This window comes from Sporosarcina sp. SAFN-015 (assembly GCF_059415085.1).
Map to the genome: position 1 here is coordinate 140,846 of NZ_JBPFDR010000004.1, position 18,686 is coordinate 159,531.

Consider the following 18,686-nt stretch of genomic DNA (forward strand, 5'->3'; position numbering starts at 1 on the left):
AGATTAGTACAGATTTTTTGAAAAATCGTTTTTCTAAAACAGCTCGCAACTTTAAAACGGAGAAAAGCTTCGAAAAGCGCAAAAACGCTGTTCATTATTCATAAATCAAAAGAAGCGAGCATAATTACGCTTAGACACTCATAAATAATTATTAAGACGCAAAAACGGCACAAAAGGTGCATACATTATTTTCCCGCTCATAATAAAACCCCCGGATTTCTCCGGGGGCGATTCGTAGACGATTAATTCGTTTCAATCAATCCGTATTTACCGTCTTTCCGTTTATAGACGATGTTTGTGCCGTCAGATTCTGCATCAGTGAAGATGAAGAAGCTGTGGCCAAGCATGTTCATTTGTAAGATTGCTTCCTCTTGATCCATCGGCTTCAAATCGAATTGCTTCGTGCGGACAACTTGGAATTCAACTTCATCGGCCGCAACGTCTTCATTGCCGTTCTTTTCTCTCTCGACGGATTGCAGGAAGGCTGCGACACCTTCGCGTTCGCGGAATTTGCGGTTCACTCTTGTTTTATATTTCCGGATTTGACGCTCGAGCTTGTCGACGATCAAGTCGATTGCTGCGTACATATCGTCATGGCGCTCCTCAGCTCGGAGAGTCAAATTCTTCATCGGAATAGTTATTTCTACTTTAGTCTGTCTGTCGTTATACACTTTCAGGTTTACGTGGGCTGTTGCGTTCGCGCCCTCTGTGAAGTATCTTTCGAGCTTCAGTACTTTCTTCTCGACGTACTCACGAATTGCCGGAGTTACCTCAAGGTTTTCCCCTCGGATGTTAAAGTCTAGCATATGAACTCCTCCTTTAATTAACCGTTAATGTATACTTCTACATCTATATTTTAATTTCCTTCTTTTCATTCGAAGAAAAATTAAAATCTTGTCGAAATGTGACGGAATCATCACGTTGGAGTTTTTTAGCTCTTCTTCCTGTCCGTTGTCCCGATTTCCGTCCGCCTGCGCAGCTTCAGATCATCGACGATCAACTTCTCCATGGAAGGATCTTCAACAAAGTCTATACCGTACTGGAAACCGCCGGCGGATTGCTTTTTCCATGCAATCTTTCCTTCCACATCGATCGGCGTTTCGAAAAGGGTGAAGTGGAGCCGCACAGTAAGTGGCCCATTCTCTGTAGGTAAATCGAAATCGGTGGCGATTTTCGTTCCACCCGGACTGATATCGAGCAACAAACAGTCTCCCGGATTGGACTCATTCGCACTTTCTCCAATGACGATCCGAAAAGTTGCATTCAGGGGAGTCCCAAATGAATGCCTGAAATACTCATGTCGTTTATACAGCATTTCATCACCCTATTCCTTATCTATTCCCTATATTCAGTATACCAAATCTGGGGAGTATTATCTAACTTCAGCCATCTCCCTCGTTCGTCTCATCGTTCCGTCCAAAGTCTTAACAATCTGCTCGTTATCCGCGACTGTCGCATGCACCGTTGCATTTACTTCTTCCAGAGAAGCGCTTGATTGCATAAGCAGATCCGCGAACGTGCCAGTCATTTCACCGATATCGGACGTCTCTTCCGAAATGATTTTCATTTTGGAATCAAACATTTCAAACTTCCTATGCAGCCCATCCAACGTTTGATGCATCCGCTCAATTTTCTTTTCCGCCTGGACAGTCATCGTCCCTTGCGATTTCAATTTGCCGGTGCTCGCTGTTAAATTCTCGCGGGAGCGGCCGTTCATCGTATTGACGTCATTTAAGTTGCCATTGATTTCCGTCAGCGTCTCGGCTGTCATATTGGCGAGTTTCCGGATTTCTTCCGCAACAACCGCAAACCCTTTTCCGTGATCTCCTGCACGCGCAGCTTCAATGGACGCATTCAAAGCGAGTAAATTCGTCTGCTCCGTAATCGTCGCAATCGATTTTGCGAGTGCATTTGTCCGTTCAATGTTTTGGGTGAGCGCGCCGAATGAGCCATTCAAATCATTCAACAACTGTTCAACCTCATCCATGCCGGCTTGCACATTGCGCATCAGGACCACGACTTCATCGGATTCCGATCTTAGTTTTGCGGCTTCCTCAACCATCGATTGCGTCTCATTCTGCATATCGATGACATCGTTCTGTGTCCGACTCGCATTTTCTGCAATCTTGCCAATCTGTTCAGCTTCCTGCTCCACACCTGCCGCAATCGCATTCATAATGTCCAACAATTCTTTTTGAGAAGCAAGATGGCGTTCTGCCGTATTTCCGATTGACGTTAGATCATCCGCCACTTGCTCGACGTTTGCGTTTAAACTGCGGTGTTTCCGTTCCTCTTCTTTCGCAAGTTCCGCCTGTTCAAACGTGTATTGATTCACTCGCAACTCCAGTTTTTTTGTCTGCCTAATTTGGATAAGCAGTCCGACTGCCATGAGGATAAGCGGGAGCATCATGCTTCCTTTGCTTGACGCGATCTGTTCCTGGTACGGATAGTTCGTCAAAAATATGATCATAACAACGATGGATAGACCGAAGCCGTACGACATGATCCGCATCGAAGCATGGACGCTAGCGATTCCCGCAATGAAAAAGGCAATGCCGGCAGTCGCAATGGACGGATCCCCGACGATTCCATTGAAAATGGCGGCAAGCGAGGTAATCCCGATGATCGCCCATGGAAACAACTTTTCAATAATGATTATTTTCCGCGATAAAAGGAAGAAAATGACCGACATCGCCATTGGAATTGTCATGCTGATCGTCTTCAACGCATCTTGCCCGGTTAAAAAATAATAAATAGCTCCAATTAAGCTTGATGCGCCGAGTGTAATGAACAATATGAAATTTTTCTTCGCAAATTGCTCTTGCATTAATTTATCCACGTTTTCAGTTATCATTTCCATTCCCCCTTGTCGGTTTCGTTAATCCCTTGTCTCTATTTTCAATGTATCATGAATAGTAAATTTGTTCCATATGAAAAATAGTGCTGAAGTAATCTGAGGAACGGTTGAAAATGTCGGGACCGCCTGAAAGCTAGAGAGTATCGCGTGAAATGGCGCGATGTTCGCCTGAAAGCTGGATGGAACCGCCTGATAACCAGAGCGAATCGCCTGAAATGGCGCCATGTTCGCCTGAAAGCTAGATGGAACCGCCTGAAATGGCAGCCAGACCGCTTGATAAACAAACTAATTCGCTTGAAACAGTATCATAACCGCCTAATAACAGTCCTTACGATACATTCTGCGGACAAAAAAAGACGAAGGAAAATACTACATATTCCTTCGTCCGCTTATTATTGTTTCGTATCATAAAATGTGCCATCACGGGCAACTTTTCCGTATGGATTCACATAACTTTTGACATGTTCTTTCTTGGATTGAGCCGCAGTAATGTCGATACGTATTCTTTTTGTATAAGATGCAAGCGCTGCGGAGACTTCTTTTTCGAGTGCGACGAGCTCCTTGCCCAATACCTCTTCTTCTGGCGAGAAAGGAGCGATGATATCCGCCTGCAACGCATCCCTTTCATCGAGTAGCTGGTTAATTTCGTTGATGACGGCATCCCGATGTTCTTCCTCTGTGCGGCTTGTAGCTGACAGAAGCTGCCGGGCAACCTCTTGCCACCGGATCATTGCCGGCCGAATCATATTTCGTCCGTATTCGCGTACTGCTTCGTGCGATTGATTTGGATCACTTGCTTCCACGTATCGCGAAACTCCGTAATAATGTCTGCAGCTTCATCGTAAAGTGTGATGTCATTTTTAATATTTCCTTCAATCAAACGATTATTGACGAAATCATAGAGCACCATCATATTTTCAGAAACCGGAACGGACATGTCCAATGTCACCATCAGCTCGGACACGATTGCCTGTGCCTTTTGAGTCGCCGTATTCTTTTCTTCGATATTCCCTTGATCCATTGCCTTCTTTGCCTGTTGAATAAATTTCAAGCACCCATTATAGAGCATGAGTGTCAGTTCACCAGGTGTCGATGTGTTCACAGAGTTATTCTGATACGTTGCATATGGATTGTTAATTGCCATTGATTGCATATCTCCTTTTAAGGGGCTTTCTTTCTTCATAGAGAACGTTCCCTTTTACTTGCTATTCTTACTGGCCGCCAAACATGTTCATCATACTCGCTGACTGAGCATTCGCACGTTGAATGGCTTTTTCCATTGCGGTAAATTGTTTCCAAAGACGATTTTCTGTCATTTTCAAGCGATCTTCGAAACGTTCGATTTGTTGGTTCATGCTTTTGAGGGTACGGCCCAATACGAATGTATCATTCACCGCATCACTCGTACCAGCCTTCTTCTCAATGATTTTACGCGTATCACCGATCACTTTACGGTACTGCACTGCAATTCCGCCGTCTTTTGGATCTTTGTCATCGGTCGGTTTTTTATTGAACAATTGGTATACTTTATTAGGATCTGCGGAAATCGCCTCACGCAACTTCTTCTCATCAATAACGAGCTTGCCATTATCCTTATAGTTCATGGTCGTAGAAATCCCGAGATCACGCAAGCTCATCTTATCATTCTCTCCCGGACCAACATGGACCGAACTATTCATGATGGAGCGTAAACTTGTAAGCATACTTGAAATAGATGGATCGTTACGTAGCGTACCGCTCTTCGCTTTTTCTTCCCATAGCTCGATTTCTTTCTCTTTCATCTCTTTTTTCTGCTCGTCAGATAGTGGTTGGAAATTACGGTATTTCGGCTCGCGTATTTTAGCATTCAAGTCCTCAATCAGCTTATTGTAGTCATCCACAAATTTCACGACTGACTCGACCACTTTGTCAGTGTCAGGTGCGGAGCTGAATGTTACAGCAGTTGTTGTCGGTTCCTTCAGGTTGATTTCGAACCCGTTGATGGTGAATGTGTTAGAAGGACGGGTTGTTTCTAGACCATTGAATTTGAAACTTGCGTCTGTCCCTCCTCGATTATTTGCTGATGCGAGATCAGTAGGCAATTTTAACAGTCCTGCATCGCCGGAAATTTCTATTTTCCCTGCTCCAGTATTCTTAGCAGACATCGCAATAACACCTTTACCTGAATCGAAAAATGCATTTACACCCGTCTTTTCATTTATCTCTTTAAGTACTGAATTTATCGTTGAGTCTGCAGTGACTACAATGTTAACCGCTTCCTGCTGATTAGGTGCTTTGATTGATATTGTTCCAGTACCTAATCCAAGTTCACTAAACTTAGCCTTTGAAAATTCCTCAGATGTTACTTCATTCCCACCAATTTTCAGTTTTCCTTGATCGAAAAACGAGTCTCCATGCAAAGTCGCCTGTGTAGCCAAACTATTAACTTCAATTGTTCCCGAGAACTCACCTGTCGCGTTCAAAGCACGAATGCTAACCGCGGCCTCATTCGAGTTGTTCATCTTCTTCACATTAAACGTGCTTTCCTTCATAATTGTGTCAAACAGATTGTTATATCGAGAGAATAGATCTCTATTAATGCTGCGATAATCATCCAACTGCCATTCCAAGTACTGCTTCTTCTGAGTAATCTTATCCAAAGGGATACGATTCGCTGTCATCATATCTTTGATAATCTGTTCCGTATCCATTCCTGTCGCTAATCCACTAATTCGCATGTGTTAAGTACCTCCTCAAATTTTCCGGTCGATGAGCAATCCGACAAACTCCTTCATGGCTGCGTAAATATCCATCAGTTTTTTCGAAGGAATCTCTCGGACCACTTCGTCTGTTTTCGAGTCGACGATTGTCACGTAGTATTCCTTTAGTTCATTATGCAATTTGAATCGTAATTGCGTGTTTACGCTTTCGAGGAACTTATTCATACTATCGGTCATCTGCTGCGCTTTTTCAACGGGCAGTTGACGTTCTTCCCCTTTTTGCTGTTCGTTTTGTACGGAGACGGCTTGCACTTCCGCTACCGCGATTCCCCTATCCGGTGCTGCACTTTCCACTTTTACGCTCATTTGCTGTGTGCTGTTCGCTCCCCCAATTCGTCCGACCATACTCCAAACCCTCCCTGTTTTTGAAAATCCCATTACTCTTTCTATCGGCCTTCGTCGAGAAAAGTTGAGCCAAACTGGAAAAATGATTGGAATAAAAAAGTGTCTCCAAGCCAAAAGCGGCTTAAGAGACACCTATTATTTCATGAGCATTTTACACAAGCTCCCACTGTCAATTTTCCCGACGTGCGTTTTCGGCAGCTCGGGCAGCACGATGAACTTTTTCGGAACTTTATAGGAAGCCAGCGAAGCTTTGCAATGTGTTACTAGCGAAACCTCATCGAAACTATATTCCGCGTCAATCGCAACAAATGCGACGACCGTTTCTCCCCACACGGCATCGGCAAAACCGACGACAGCGGCTTCTCGAATGCCTTCATACGTGACGAGGCACTGTTCGACTTCTTGCGGATACACATTTTCTCCGCCTGTAATGATCATATCTTTTTTTCTACCGACGATAAACGCATCTCCGTCATCGTCAATTTTCGCAAGATCACCCGTACAAAGCCATCCGTCCTTCATGACTTGTATTGTTTCACGTGGTTTATTCCAATAGCCGGAAAAGACATGCGGACCTTTCAGCAGCAATTCACCGATCTCGCCGGTCCGGCAACGATTCCCTTGATCGTCCACCACTTGTATTTCATTGAACAGCATGCTTTTCCCGACAGACCCAATCTTCCTCTCCGCCAATTCGGGGTCGATGAAGAAATTATTCGGTCCCGCCTCCGTCAAACCATACCCTTCCTTGAATCGCAGCCCTTTTGCACGGAAGGAATGGTAAACCGTCTGCGGACAAGGCGCTCCCCCGGACAGGAAGACGTTCATCGATGGAAATGAAGATTGCCTGAAATAGGATGTTCCAATCATCAATTGATACATCGTCGGCACAAACAATGAGATCGTCGCTTCATATTTATCCGTTGCGATAAGTGCTTCCGTCGGTTCAAACTTATGCCCGACTACGACTGTTCCGCCCGCCATAAGCAATGGGATGCTCAATGCGTTAAGCCCGCCCGTATGAAAAAGCGGCATATAACTGATCGTCGTATCACGGCTTGACAATCCCCAGCTTGCAATCGTATTGAGCGAATTCCAATTGACCGCATCATTGGAAAGCATGACCCCTTTCGGCAACCCAGTCGTGCCGCCCGTATAAATGATCATCCACGTGTCGGATCGATCATGAAGATCGGACGGTTGCCAGCTTACCGTTTCACGAACCGTCTCGATAACGGAAAGCGAAATGGAATTCTTCGCTGACAATCCATCCATACGATCTTCGAAATCATCGTGGAAAAGAAGCAAAACCGGATTGCAGTCATCGAGCAGCGCTTGCAATTCAGGTTGGCTTAACCGCCAATTAAGCGGGACGTATAGTAATCCTTGCAGTCCACAAGCGAACAGGACGGCGAAGAGCTCCGGGTTGTTCGGCGAATAGACAGCAATGCGCTCCCCTTTTTCGTATCCTTGCTCTCGGAAAAAGGATACCCATCGAAGGATTCGATCTTTTAAATCCGCGTAAGTCCAGCACGTCTCCGAATGGACGTCAATCAATGCGGGCCGTTCCGCGGAGAGTGCGGCCCTTTTCAATATCCAGCCATGCTCATGGAACACGCGGAACCCCTCCTTCTATTACATCGTTATGCCGCCATCAACATGTAAAACGTGTCCGTGGACATAGTCCGATTCTCCGCTCGCTAAGAAAAGATACGCATTCGCGATGTCTTCAGGCTTTCCGAGCCGTTGCAATGAAACGACCGATTCCATCTGTTTTATGATTTTCTCCGGCATTTTTTCAACCATAGCTGTCGCCGTGAAACCAGGTGCTACCGCATTCACGTTAATCCCTTTACGCCCTAATTCCTTCGCCCACGTCTTCGTCATCCCGACGACCGCCGCCTTTGTCGCCGCATAATTCGTTTGACCGAAATTCCCATACACGCCGCTGACAGAAGATGTATTGATGATTTTTCCTCTTCCGGCTGAAATCATATGAGGCGCGACTGCTTGCGTACAATTGAAAACGCCAGTCAAGTTCACGTCCAAAACTCGTTGGAAATCAGCAGGATCCATTTTTAAAAGTGTCGCGTCTTTCGTTATGCCCGCATTATTAATTAACACATCGATTTGCCCGTGTTGCGCAAGCGTCTGCTCTACGAGGCTTGCGACGCTTTCACGGTTGACGACATCGACTTGTACGAATGTAACGTCATGTCCTTTTTCCTGTAAAACCGATTCCTGCTCTTTTCCTGCATTGTCGTCAAAATCCGCCATAATGACAGAAGCCCCTTCTTCCGCAAAACGCTCGCACGCAGCAAGGCCGATTCCGTTCGCTCCTCCAGTAATGATCGCCACTTTCCCCGATAGTCTCATGCTGTCCTCTCCTTACTCCAAAAACGATTCGATTGTTTTCGTTAGTTTGTCTACATTATCGACTAACGGCGAATGCCCCATATCTTCAAGCGAAACGAACGTCGCATTGTCGCCGAGGTCTTCCATAATTTCTTCCGTCATTTGCGCATTGACGACGTAGTCCCGGTCCCCTCGCAAGACGAGCACAGGGATGTCGATATCCTTCGCCTGGTTGCTGCCCTCATTCAAGCCGTTATGGTGCGGGCTAATATTGAATGTGTTCAATGAGTGATACACATCCGCCAAATTCCGCTGCGTCAGCATATCATCAATATATTCATCGTATTTCGCTGCATCCGGCTGATTATGCGTGTAGATCAATGCGTTCCAGACTGCTTTCAGCCCTTCCCGGTTTTCCGTATCGTACAATCCTTGCATCGGTATTGTTTTGCCAGCGTCCTGCTCGACATCATCGATCGTTTGGAGACGATGTTCGAGATTCGGACTGCCATCCTCCTTTGTCCCGAAAAACGGATAGCCCCGCGTGGAAGCGGATGCGAGCAAGACAAGCTTTTCACATTTGCCCGGATGATCCGCCACGTATTGCATGCAGATCGCGCCGCCCGTCGACCAGCCTACTAAATGAAAATCTTTCAGGCCCAACGCTTCAATGAATCCATGAAGATCTTCCGAAAAATCGCAGATGCCTGTCACTCTTTCGTTGTACGTGGATTCCCCAAACCCGCGGTTATCCGGCGCGTAAATCTTATGCTTCGGATCCATCGCGTCAATGAGGATGTCCCAATGCTTCGACGACGTCATATTGCCGTGGACGAGAATGACGACTTGCTCGCCGCCTTCTCTTTCCCGATACGCAATTTGTTCATTGTTCGCCAAGGTCACTTTATTCAGTCCCACTTTTTGAAGTGCCATTTTCCTTTTCCCCCTCGCTTTTTCCCCATTTCACCGTAATCGCTCCCCACGCGTAACCGATACCTGCGCTGACGAGTACAGCGATATCTCCATCATTCAATTTATTTTCCGTTTGAGCAAGCTCTAAAGACAAAATTTGGTCCATTTGCCCAATATGACCGTATTCATGTAAATAAACTGATTGCTCTTCCTGAAGACCGAGCTCGCGCAGGACGTAATCATGCGCCGACCTCTTCATATGCAAGATTGCGAGATAATCAATGTCCTTCTCGGTAAGTCTGCTTTTTTCCAATGAACTGCGGATGACCTTCAAGAAGTTTTCCATCGACTTCTGTTCAAGCCGCGCTTTCATTCCGATCGGGTCAAGCACATCCAGACGGTAAAGGCCGTTGTCCAGATCTTCTGACGTGAGCGGCTTCTTCGTCCCACCGACAGGAACGACGACATCCTCCGAGAAGGATCCGTCCGTTATGAGTTCCGCTTCCATGACGATATTTTCAGGATGATCGCGCCGTAAAATCATCGCGGCACCACCCGCGGCCAAGTTAAACATGAAACGGGTCCTTTCATTTCCATAATCGATGAAATCGCCGTTTCGATACCCTCCCGCGAGAAGGACCGTCTTAATTTCCGGATCTGATAGCATAAGGCTTTTCGCCACTTTCATCGCCATGATCGCCGTTCCGCAGCGGAGCGCGACGTCGAAAGCCCATGCATGATAGGCACCAAGCTCCTCCTGCATTTTAATGGCAGCTGTCCATAACGGGTATTCCTTATGCTCTTCCCCGATATAAATGATGACGTCAATTTCCTTCGGGTCGACTTGCCCTTTCCGGAGCGCTTCTCGGGCTGCCCATACGCCCATTGCGACAGTATGATCGTGCTCCCCAGGAATCGGTTTTTCCGTTATGCCCATCTTCGTCTTCACGACGTCCACCGGCAATCCCGATTGTTCCGCAATTTCCTCCGCAGTCATTTTTGTTGACGGAATATACGTGCCCGTACTAACAATACCGACAGACGTCATGAGACTTCCTCCTTCCCGAGCGGACGAGTCTTCGTTTTACGCTTCCAGAACTTCTCGCGTATCGTCCCGACAATGCCTCGTGGGAAGAAGATGACCGCCAGGATATAGACGATTCCGAAGAAAATGATCCATCTTTCAAAAATCGGATACTCCTTCGCGAGGCCCGATAAATAATGTTGGGCCAATTCGATGACACCTGCACCAACAATCGGGCCGATCAACGTTCCGACGCCGCCGATGATCGTCATGAGCAACGCGTCGAGCGTAATATCCATTGTCAGTACGCTAGTGTTGACGAATCGCAGAGAGACTGCATATAGCGAGCCCGCCAAGCTTGCGATAACTCCAGCCACAACGGACGCGATAACTTTATAATGCAATGTGTTAAATCCGAGCGACTTTGTCCGCTGTTCATTCTCCCTTACCGCGACGAGGACACGCCCGAACGGCGAATTGACGAATCTCCGCAACAGCAAATAGACGAGCACAAGACAGATGAGCGTAGCGAAATAAAACATCATCCTGTCCTTGAAAAACTCAGGTGCCTTGAACGTAAATCCGTCATTTCCCTGAGTTACTGTACGCCATTTTTCCGCGAGCACTAAAAACAGTCCGGAAACGGCTAACGTGAGCATCGCGAAGAAATGGCTTTTCAGCCGCAGCGTCATGAGTCCGATAAAGAAACTGATCAATGCCGCAAGCAGCATCCCACAAACGATCGACAGGATAAAGACACCGATCGTTGGCTCCATCCTTTTCAGCATGACTGCGGTCGTATACGCTCCCATCCCGAAGAACATCGCATGCCCGAATGAGACGATGCCCGTATAGCCGAGCAAAATATCATAGCTCATCGCCAAAATCGAAAAGATGAATATCTGCGTCAACAGAATCGTCCATGTCCTGGAATCCGAAACGAGCGGGAAAACGGCGAGTACAATGACAATGATTGCAAGAAACAGGTTGTTCCATTGGAATTTGTTTTTCATGCCGTCACCCCTTTGCCGTGAAAAGCCCTTGCGGACGGAATATTAATACGATTGCCATAAGCAACATATTGACCGCAAGTGATAGAGCGGGAACGTAATACGCCATATAACTTCCCGCGAGACCGACCAAAATGGCGGCAAACAACGAGCCCGGGAAGCTGCCCATCCCGCCGATGACAACGACAATGAACGCCAAAATCGCAAATTCAAAACCCATTTCCGCGTAGATGACACCTGAATACGGAGCAAACAGAACGCCGCTCAACGCTGCAAGCGCAGCACCTGCCATGAAAACGTACAAGAAAACGCGCTTAATATTGATGCCAAGCGCCTGAACCATGTCTTTATCCAATACGCCAGCACGAACGATCAGGCCGATTTTTGTCCTTTGCAGCATGTATTGGAAAATGCCAAAAATGACGAAGCCTACGATGATAATGAATAACCGATATTTAATGATAAGGACGTCCCCGAACTCCCAGCTACCCGCCAAATACGGAGGCACTTTCGCCGCGATTTGATTCGGCCCCCAAACGACTTTCAGCATTTCAGCAAGCACAAGCATGAAGCCGAGTGTAATGAGGATCTGCTGGACGTGATTGCCATACACCGGCGTAATGATCAGCTTTTCGGTAATGAAACCGAGGATGATTCCTGTAAGGATGGCGCCAAGAATGCCGACGATGAAGCTTCCCGAGATCGTATAGAACCATACGCCTGAAAACGCACCCCACGCGAACAGTCCGCCATGCGCGAAATTCAGCACGCTCATGAGTCCGAAAATGAGTGTCAAACCGGAAGCGAGAAGGAAAATGAGCATGCCCGTCGCCAAACCGTTTATCGTTAAATTGATAAGTAAATCCATCGTGCAGCCCCCTTCATCCGATTCCTAAGTATTTGCGTTTTATTTCTTCGTTGTGGATTAAATCTGCCATATCCCCTGCATGGACCGTTTCCCCGTCGTCAATGAGCGTATAACGGTCGCCAATCCGGCTCGCCATAATGAAGTTCTGTTCCACGAGCACAATCGTCGTGCTTTTCTTCATTTCCGTAATGGCTTCCATTACCTTCTCTACGACGATCGGTGCCAACCCTTTCGACGGTTCATCGATAAGGAGCAGCTTGCTGTCATTGACGAACGCACGTGCCATCGAAAGCATTTGCTTCTGCCCACCAGATAAATGTCCTCCGTCCTTCTTCCAAAACTTCTTTAAATCCGGAAATAGTTCCAGCACATAATCTTGTCGCGCAAACGCCGCTTCGTCTTCTTTCCGCATAGCTACTTTCATATTCTCCTCAACGGTCAAATCGCCGAAGATACCTTGGTCTTCCGGCACATAGCCGATTCCGGCGTTTGCAATCGTATACGTCGGTTTTTTCGTAATATCCTGTCCAATGAATTCAACGCTACCTTTCGAAGCAGGCGTCAATCCCATAATCGTCTTCAATGTCGTCGTCTTACCCGCTCCGTTCCTGCCAAGAAGAACGCTCACTTCCCCTTCACGCGCTTCGAATGAAATGCCTTGAAGGATATGGTACTGGCCGATATGCGTATGGATGCCATCAACTTTCAGCAAGGTTTTCATCGTAAAGGCCTCCCAAATACGCATTTTGTACAGTTTCGTTATCCATAATTTCTTTCGGGCTGCCATCCGCCAGCAGCTTGCCGTTGAAGAGCACCATGATGGAATCCGACAAATCCAAAATCATATCCATTTTATGCTCGATCAACAAAATCGTTTTTTCACCCGTCTGTTTGATTTTTCGGATGACGTCCAATATCGCTGGCACTTCTTCAAGGGACATGCCGGCCGTCGGTTCATCGAGCAACAGCACTTCTGTGTCGAGCGCGAGCAGCATCGCGATTTCAAGCTTCCGCTTCTCCCCATGGGATAATTGGCTTGCGATGGCATGTTCTTTGCCATCGAGCAGCACGAGGGCAATCAATTTCTCCGCCTCTTCGATGAGCTGCTTATAATGGATAAAATGCCGGATCATTTGATACCGGATTTTTTTTTTTGATTGGACTGCAAGCCGGACATTTTCCAGCACCGTCAAATTCGGAAACACATTCGTTATTTGGAATGAACGGCCAAGCCCTTTCCGCGTCCGGGCAACTGCAGATAAAGGAGCCATCGATTCTCCTTTGAAGAAGACGTCCCCTTCCGTCGGTTTCAGTTCACCGCTCAATAAATTGAAAAACGTCGTCTTGCCCGCGCCATTCGGCCCGATGATCGACTTCAAGTGCCGTGGCGGCATTTCAAAATTTACATGCGATACGGCCGTATGCCCGCCGAATCGGATTGTCAGGTTTTCTGTTCGTATAATCGGTTCCACTCGTTTTCCTCCTTCCCATCCTTCTCAATCAGATCAAACTGTTTTGATGTGATTGAGAAGGACAGCGAGTTCACTGTCCTTCCAAATTCCCTATAAGTGATCAGTTATTGATTGGCGGCTCAGTTTCTTCAGGCGAAAGCTCCCTGATGAGAACCGGAACCGGATATGGCACGCCATCTTGCTTTTCAAGCTTGATGGAATAAAGCGTTTGCAACGCTTGGTGATCTTCGGCTCGGAAAGTCATCTTTCCTTTTGGTGTGTCGAATGACATGCCTTCCATAACACCGATCAACGTATTGCCGTCCGCGTCTCCATCCGTCTTCTTCAACGCTTCAACAATCGCGATGGCAGCAGTCATTCCACCTGGCGTGAACAAGTCAGGAACTTCGCCGTTATAGCGCGCTTTGTGCTCCTTGACTAACCAATCGTTAATTTCATTGTCAGGAAGCGTATGGTAGTAAACCGAGAACCCTTCCATGCCGACGAGCGGCTCCATGATGGAAAGTGCCGGGATATCCGGTGCACCTGTCGAGATTTTGATGCCTTTCTCTTGCATCTTCAAATCAGCGATCTGGTTCCAAGGCGAGTTCGCCCCAGCCCACACGACAAACATGTAATCAGGGTCTGCTTCAATGATCTTCTGCAAGTTGGATGTGAAGTCCGTTGCTGCTGGATCTGCGAATTCTTCGATAACAATTTCTGCCCCTAAATCTTCAGCAGCTTTCTTGAATGCTGCGACACCATCCCATCCGAATGAATAATCCGGTGCGAATGTCGCGATTTTAACGCCAGGACCCGCGATTGCAGCAGCCCCTGCGACAGCGTCTTGAGACGAGTTTCTTGCCGTCCGGAAAATGTATGGGTTGAACTCCGAACCTGTAATGCTGTCCGCTACAGCTGGTTCAACGATCATAATTTTCTCGTATTCTTCCGCTAATGGAAGTACTGCGAGCGTGTCCCCAGAACTAGAGGAACCGACGAGGAAATCCACTTCATCTTCTTCTAAAAGCTTTGTCGCTTTTTGGACAGCGACTTCAGGTTTCGTTTCCGTATCTTCGAAAATGAATTCGATTTTCTTGCCTGCGACTTCCATCGTGCCGCCAGTCGCATATTCAAGACCGAGCTCGAAGCCTTGTCTTGTTTGCTTTCCATATGATTCGAGCGCTCCAGTCAATGAAGCGAGGACACCAATTTTAATCGTGCCGCCTTCTTCACTGCTCGCTTCTCCCGATACAGGCGTTGTATTCGATGGCGTTTCCTTTTCAGAAGACGATGCATCTCCTTCTTCTGATTTGCTGCAAGCCGCGCTAATGACTAGCATCATTGCAAATAATAGAACTAACCACAATTTCTTCTTCATACTGCAACTCCTCTCTCCCACTCGTTTTGTAAACGCTTTCTTCCTGTCTATTACTCTAGCGATGCGGAGTTGCAAAAGAGTTACAAAGCAATGGACAAGCCGGTTTGAGCGCTTGGGCGAAGTTCTTGAGCGCGGGGGCGGAATTCTTGAGCGCGGACTTGGTTTCTTGAGCGCGAAATGGAAATCTTGAGCGCGGATTCGGTTTCTTGAGCGCGAAACGGAATTCTTGAGCGCGGAGTCGGTTTCTTGAGCGCGAAACGGAAATCTTGAGCGCGGATTCGGTTTCTTGAGCGCGAAATGGAAATCTTGAGCGCGGAGTCGGTTTTCTTGAGCGCGAAATGAAATTCTTGAGCGCGAAATGGAAATCTTGAGCGCGGATTCGGTTTTCTTGAGCGCGAAACGGCTTTCTTGAGCGCGGGCAATGCAAAGACGGCCCCGGAATCCGAGACCGTCCTATAATTCATTCATAATCATTTTGTACATCTGCTCAGTCGTTTCCATAGGTTCGATGGATAACTCGTCTTGCAAAACAGATTGGCATTTGCGGTACCATTTGATAGACTGCGGGCGGTTTTGGAGCTGGTAGTGGGCGTACATGAGCAAGCGATACGCTTCCTCCCATGTTTGATCGATCCGCAGCAGTTTCTCCGCCCATTCGATTGTTTTTCCGTAGTTTTGCAGCCTCGTATATGATTGTGCGAGGCGTTCGAGTGCTTGGATGTAGAGCTGTTCGATGCGCTCGCGTTCTTGTGCAATCCATTCGACAGACAGCTTTTCCTCGAACAGTTTCCCTTTATAAAGGGCAGTTGCTTTCAATAGTTGGTCTACTGCTGTCTCGGCGGTCTTTTCCGCCAAGCCGGATTCCACATACTCTATGAAACGATCAAGATCCGTCCGGATGTCGGCTTTCGGGTTCAACCGGTACATCGTCTGTTTGCGGAGAATGAAAAACGGATTTTCCCTTGCACTCCGGTTCGGCTCGATCACTTTCAGCAATGCATTCAAGGCCACTTTAAAATCCCGGTCAGCGCTCTTGTCGTCGGCATCTTCCCAAAGTGCCTGCATGATTTCCTCTTTCGGGACGAAACGGTTTTTATTCAATAATAAATAAAGAAAGATCTCCTTCGACTTATCCCGTTGCCATTTCCGGTCGTCGACTTCTTCAAGCCCAAGTTGAATCATGAAAGGCCCTAATAGCTGGACATCGATTTTATAGCCTGGATGGGAAGCGGTTTCCTCTAGTCCAAGGAGATGAATGGCGTGCTGAATACCAGTGTGCTCCTTATGGATACGTGCCGACTTGAGCACTAAAGGATGGATGGACTGGCGATCGAACGGGCCGAAAACGGTGTCGGCCGTCAGGAAGAAGGAATAAACCGTACAAAGTGTGAAAAATCGTTCGGCGTGCTCCGAAAAACGTGCTTCATTTCCGGTTCTGCCGTACAAATTCATCGACCAAAACGCTGTCACCATTTCTCCGTACACATCTCCACACGTTTGGAATAAACGGTCCGCCTCACTTAAATGGCGTTCCATGTCCGAATCATTTCCTGCATAATAATGAACGATTGCGAGCCCAATATGAATCAGTGCAGAAAGCCAGCCATCGTTGACCTTCTCCGTCTCCCGCAAACCCGCCTCTCCGTACCGGATCGCTTCCGCATATTCTCCTTGCCGCGCTGCCACAATCGACAACCCCATATACGGCTCTGCATTCCCGCGCGACACATTCAATTCATCCATCCGCTCGATCGCCCGGATATAATGTTCTTTCGCAATTGCTGCATCGCCGGAATCGGCAATCGTTCTCGCGTGGCCCATCCGGATGAGACCGACCGCTTCAATGAAACCCGATTTCTCCGCCTTTCCGAGCTCGACCCCTCGTTCGGCACTCTCCAATGCGAGCTCATTTTGCCCCGTCATCGAGTAAATTAAAGAGAGTAAAATGTCGGTTTCCCTGTGAGCATCAGGCAATGTTGAATCATCGATACGTTCCGTTAAGATTGCTTGCGCTTCATGCAATTGGCCGGTCCGAAGCGCAATTCTTGCATCTAAATTGCCTTCCCGGAGAATGCTTTTATCATGGATCTCCTGCTCCACCCATTTTGCAGCATCGGCAGCTTTACCGAGATTGACGAGGTTTTCTGCGAATTGCCGTTTCAACAACTCCATTTCCAATTCGCTTGTCCTTTCGCTCTTTTCCGCGAAAAGGATCGCATTCATCAAATACGGATCTGCGAGCCCAGGTTGGATCGTGTCGAGATAAATATTCGCGATTCCCGCATGTGCGCGGCCTGCATAATAATCATCACCCTGGTTTTCGGCTGCTACTATACATGCCGAATACGCCACTCTCGCTTTCTCGTAAAAAGCACGGTACCGATGCGCCTCCCCTTCAAAATAATAGAGTGGATAAAATCTTTCGAGCACGTCAGGCGATAAGCTTTTGACAATATCAAGCAGCCATTCGAACTGACCGGCTTTAATGAGACTTGCCCCATTATCGATGATGATTTGACCGATGAATTCGGAGTCACCACTTTTGACAGCATGTGAAATCGCTTGGATCGGGTTTGCCAGCCGAACATAAAATTCAGCGGCCTTTTTTTGTATTGAATGAAACCGATCCGGATCGGCCGTTTGCCATTTCCGTTCCAAAAATTGCTGGAAGAGGGCGTGGTACCGGTATGTCCCTTCCCCGAGTGTTTGAATAAACACATGCCGCTCCGCTAATTGCTCGAGTATGCTTGCCGCTTCATTCCCATAAAACGTACCGACAAGCTGCAAGGAAAACGTCGGAAAGATTGAATAGGCCAACAGCCAATTCTTCTCTTCCTCGCTCATCCGGTTGAACACTTCCTCGGACAGATAGGCGAACAGTTCATGCAGGGCGGGCTTCATCGCGGTCGGCAAATGGGTTTCACCACCTGCAAGATGGAGCGCCAGTAAATTGACCGCAATCGCCCATCCTTCCGTCAAACGGATGACCGATGCCGCCTCCGCTTCCGTTAGCGTCTGTTCGAAATAATCCTCGTAAAAAACGGCGACTTCCTCTTCCGAAAATAGAAAGTCTTCCTCCGTCAGCTCGTTCAGTTGGCCAGTCACCTTCAATTTGACGAGGCTCGCCCAACGCGGACGGTTCCGCGTCGCAACAATAAGATGTATGTTCGGTGGCAATGAACCGATCATCTTTTCAACGAGATAATTGACTAAAAACACATGGTCGACATGGTGAAAATCATCGATGACAATGAAAAGGGAGGTGTCGATTTCACAAAGTTCATTCATGAAAAGGGCAAGCCATCGTTCAAGATCCATTTCTTTCGGATGCAATGTCGGCTCCTCCCATTCAGACAAGGAAGACCCGAATTCCGGCACGACACGACGGATACTTTGCGTCAAATATGTAATAAAGGGAAGGACGTCATCATCTTCATCCGTCACGGAATACCAGCTGTATGTCGCTTTCGTATCATGAAAATACGCAGAAAGACCCGAACTTTTCCCATACCCTGCCCCGCTATGCAATAGCGTCAGCTTCACCCGATCCGCCATCTTCATCTTTTTAATGAACGAAGCTCTCCGCATATACGTGGCGGACGGCGTTGGCGGCATTAGCTTTGATAGTAAAATGGGCTTTGTCTGCATCGATTCTCACCTACCCTAGTATCTCTTTCTAACTATTTTAACATAGAAGGTTCTGAATTGGATGACATCTGTAAAA

General features: G+C 47.3%; 18 protein-coding genes. All 18 read right to left on the reverse strand.

What is annotated here, in order from left to right; all coding sequences use genetic code 11:
- Positions 1-242 precede the first annotated feature (242 nt).
- Positions 243-806 carry a ribosome hibernation-promoting factor, HPF/YfiA family gene (hpf, locus tag ACR65H_RS08845; protein WP_440499806.1) on the reverse strand — a complete coding sequence of 188 codons (564 nt, stop codon included), beginning with the start codon at positions 804-806 and terminating at the stop codon, positions 243-245.
- A 125-nt stretch (positions 807-931) separates the two neighbouring features.
- On the reverse strand, positions 932-1,315 hold the full coding sequence (locus tag ACR65H_RS08850) for a PilZ domain-containing protein (protein ID WP_440499807.1): 384 nt from the start codon (positions 1,313-1,315) through the stop codon (positions 932-934).
- Positions 1,316-1,372: 57 nt separating this feature from the next.
- Positions 1,373-2,854, reverse strand: coding sequence for a methyl-accepting chemotaxis protein (locus ACR65H_RS08855; RefSeq protein ID WP_440499809.1), 1,482 nt, complete (start codon positions 2,852-2,854; stop codon positions 1,373-1,375).
- A 395-nt stretch (positions 2,855-3,249) separates the two neighbouring features.
- The gene (gene fliT, locus ACR65H_RS08860; RefSeq protein WP_440499810.1) at positions 3,250-3,660 is read right to left on the reverse strand and encodes a flagellar protein FliT; all 411 of its coding nucleotides are present in this window, start codon (positions 3,658-3,660) and stop codon (positions 3,250-3,252) included.
- Positions 3,600-4,001: a flagellar export chaperone FliS gene (fliS, locus tag ACR65H_RS08865; protein WP_440499811.1), complete on the reverse strand. Its 402-nt coding sequence runs from the start codon at positions 3,999-4,001 to the stop codon at positions 3,600-3,602. Before fliS ends, fliT begins: the two co-directional genes overlap by 61 nt.
- A 67-nt stretch (positions 4,002-4,068) precedes the next feature.
- The gene (locus ACR65H_RS08870) at positions 4,069-5,574 is read right to left on the reverse strand and encodes a flagellar hook-associated protein 2 (protein ID WP_440499813.1); all 1,506 of its coding nucleotides are present in this window, start codon (positions 5,572-5,574) and stop codon (positions 4,069-4,071) included.
- Positions 5,575-5,589: 15 nt separating this feature from the next.
- Positions 5,590-5,961, reverse strand: coding sequence for a flagellar protein FlaG (gene flaG, locus ACR65H_RS08875; RefSeq protein ID WP_440499814.1), 372 nt, complete (start codon positions 5,959-5,961; stop codon positions 5,590-5,592).
- A 135-nt stretch (positions 5,962-6,096) separates the two neighbouring features.
- Positions 6,097-7,578, reverse strand: a complete 1,482-nt coding sequence (locus ACR65H_RS08880) for an AMP-binding protein (protein ID WP_440499815.1) — start codon at positions 7,576-7,578, stop codon at positions 6,097-6,099.
- Between the two features lie 18 nt (positions 7,579-7,596).
- Complete coding sequence (fabG, locus tag ACR65H_RS08885) at positions 7,597-8,337, reverse strand: 3-oxoacyl-ACP reductase FabG (protein ID WP_440499817.1); 741 nt, start codon at positions 8,335-8,337, stop codon at positions 7,597-7,599.
- 12 nt (positions 8,338-8,349) lie between these two features.
- Positions 8,350-9,249, reverse strand: coding sequence for an intracellular short-chain-length polyhydroxyalkanoate depolymerase (gene phaZ, locus ACR65H_RS08890; protein ID WP_440499818.1), 900 nt, complete (start codon positions 9,247-9,249; stop codon positions 8,350-8,352).
- A complete protein-coding gene (locus tag ACR65H_RS08895; protein ID WP_440499819.1) occupies positions 9,221-10,276 on the reverse strand; it encodes a 3-oxoacyl-ACP synthase in 1,056 nt (351 codons plus the stop codon). Before ACR65H_RS08895 ends, phaZ begins: the two co-directional genes overlap by 29 nt.
- On the reverse strand, positions 10,273-11,265 hold the full coding sequence (locus tag ACR65H_RS08900; RefSeq protein WP_440499820.1) for a branched-chain amino acid ABC transporter permease: 993 nt from the start codon (positions 11,263-11,265) through the stop codon (positions 10,273-10,275). Before ACR65H_RS08900 ends, ACR65H_RS08895 begins: the two co-directional genes overlap by 4 nt.
- Positions 11,266-11,269: 4 nt before the next feature.
- Positions 11,270-12,130 (reverse strand): branched-chain amino acid ABC transporter permease, encoded by an 861-nt coding sequence (locus tag ACR65H_RS08905; protein ID WP_440499822.1) that lies wholly within the window; start codon positions 12,128-12,130, stop codon positions 11,270-11,272.
- Between the two features lie 13 nt (positions 12,131-12,143).
- Positions 12,144-12,851 (reverse strand): ABC transporter ATP-binding protein, encoded by a 708-nt coding sequence (locus ACR65H_RS08910; RefSeq protein ID WP_440499823.1) that lies wholly within the window; start codon positions 12,849-12,851, stop codon positions 12,144-12,146.
- Entirely contained in the window at positions 12,829-13,602 is a 774-nt protein-coding gene (locus ACR65H_RS08915) for an ABC transporter ATP-binding protein (protein ID WP_440499824.1), read from the reverse strand. Before ACR65H_RS08915 ends, ACR65H_RS08910 begins: the two co-directional genes overlap by 23 nt.
- 100 nt (positions 13,603-13,702) lie before the next feature.
- Complete coding sequence (locus ACR65H_RS08920) at positions 13,703-14,962, reverse strand: substrate-binding domain-containing protein (protein ID WP_440499825.1); 1,260 nt, start codon at positions 14,960-14,962, stop codon at positions 13,703-13,705.
- A gap of 80 nt (positions 14,963-15,042) precedes the next feature.
- Positions 15,043-15,426, reverse strand: a complete 384-nt coding sequence (locus tag ACR65H_RS08925) for a hypothetical protein (RefSeq protein WP_440499826.1) — start codon at positions 15,424-15,426, stop codon at positions 15,043-15,045.
- Positions 15,416-18,610, reverse strand: coding sequence for an AfsR/SARP family transcriptional regulator (locus ACR65H_RS08930; RefSeq protein ID WP_440499827.1), 3,195 nt, complete (start codon positions 18,608-18,610; stop codon positions 15,416-15,418). The genes ACR65H_RS08925 and ACR65H_RS08930 overlap by 11 nt, the downstream gene beginning before the upstream one ends.
- Positions 18,611-18,686 lie beyond the last annotated feature (76 nt).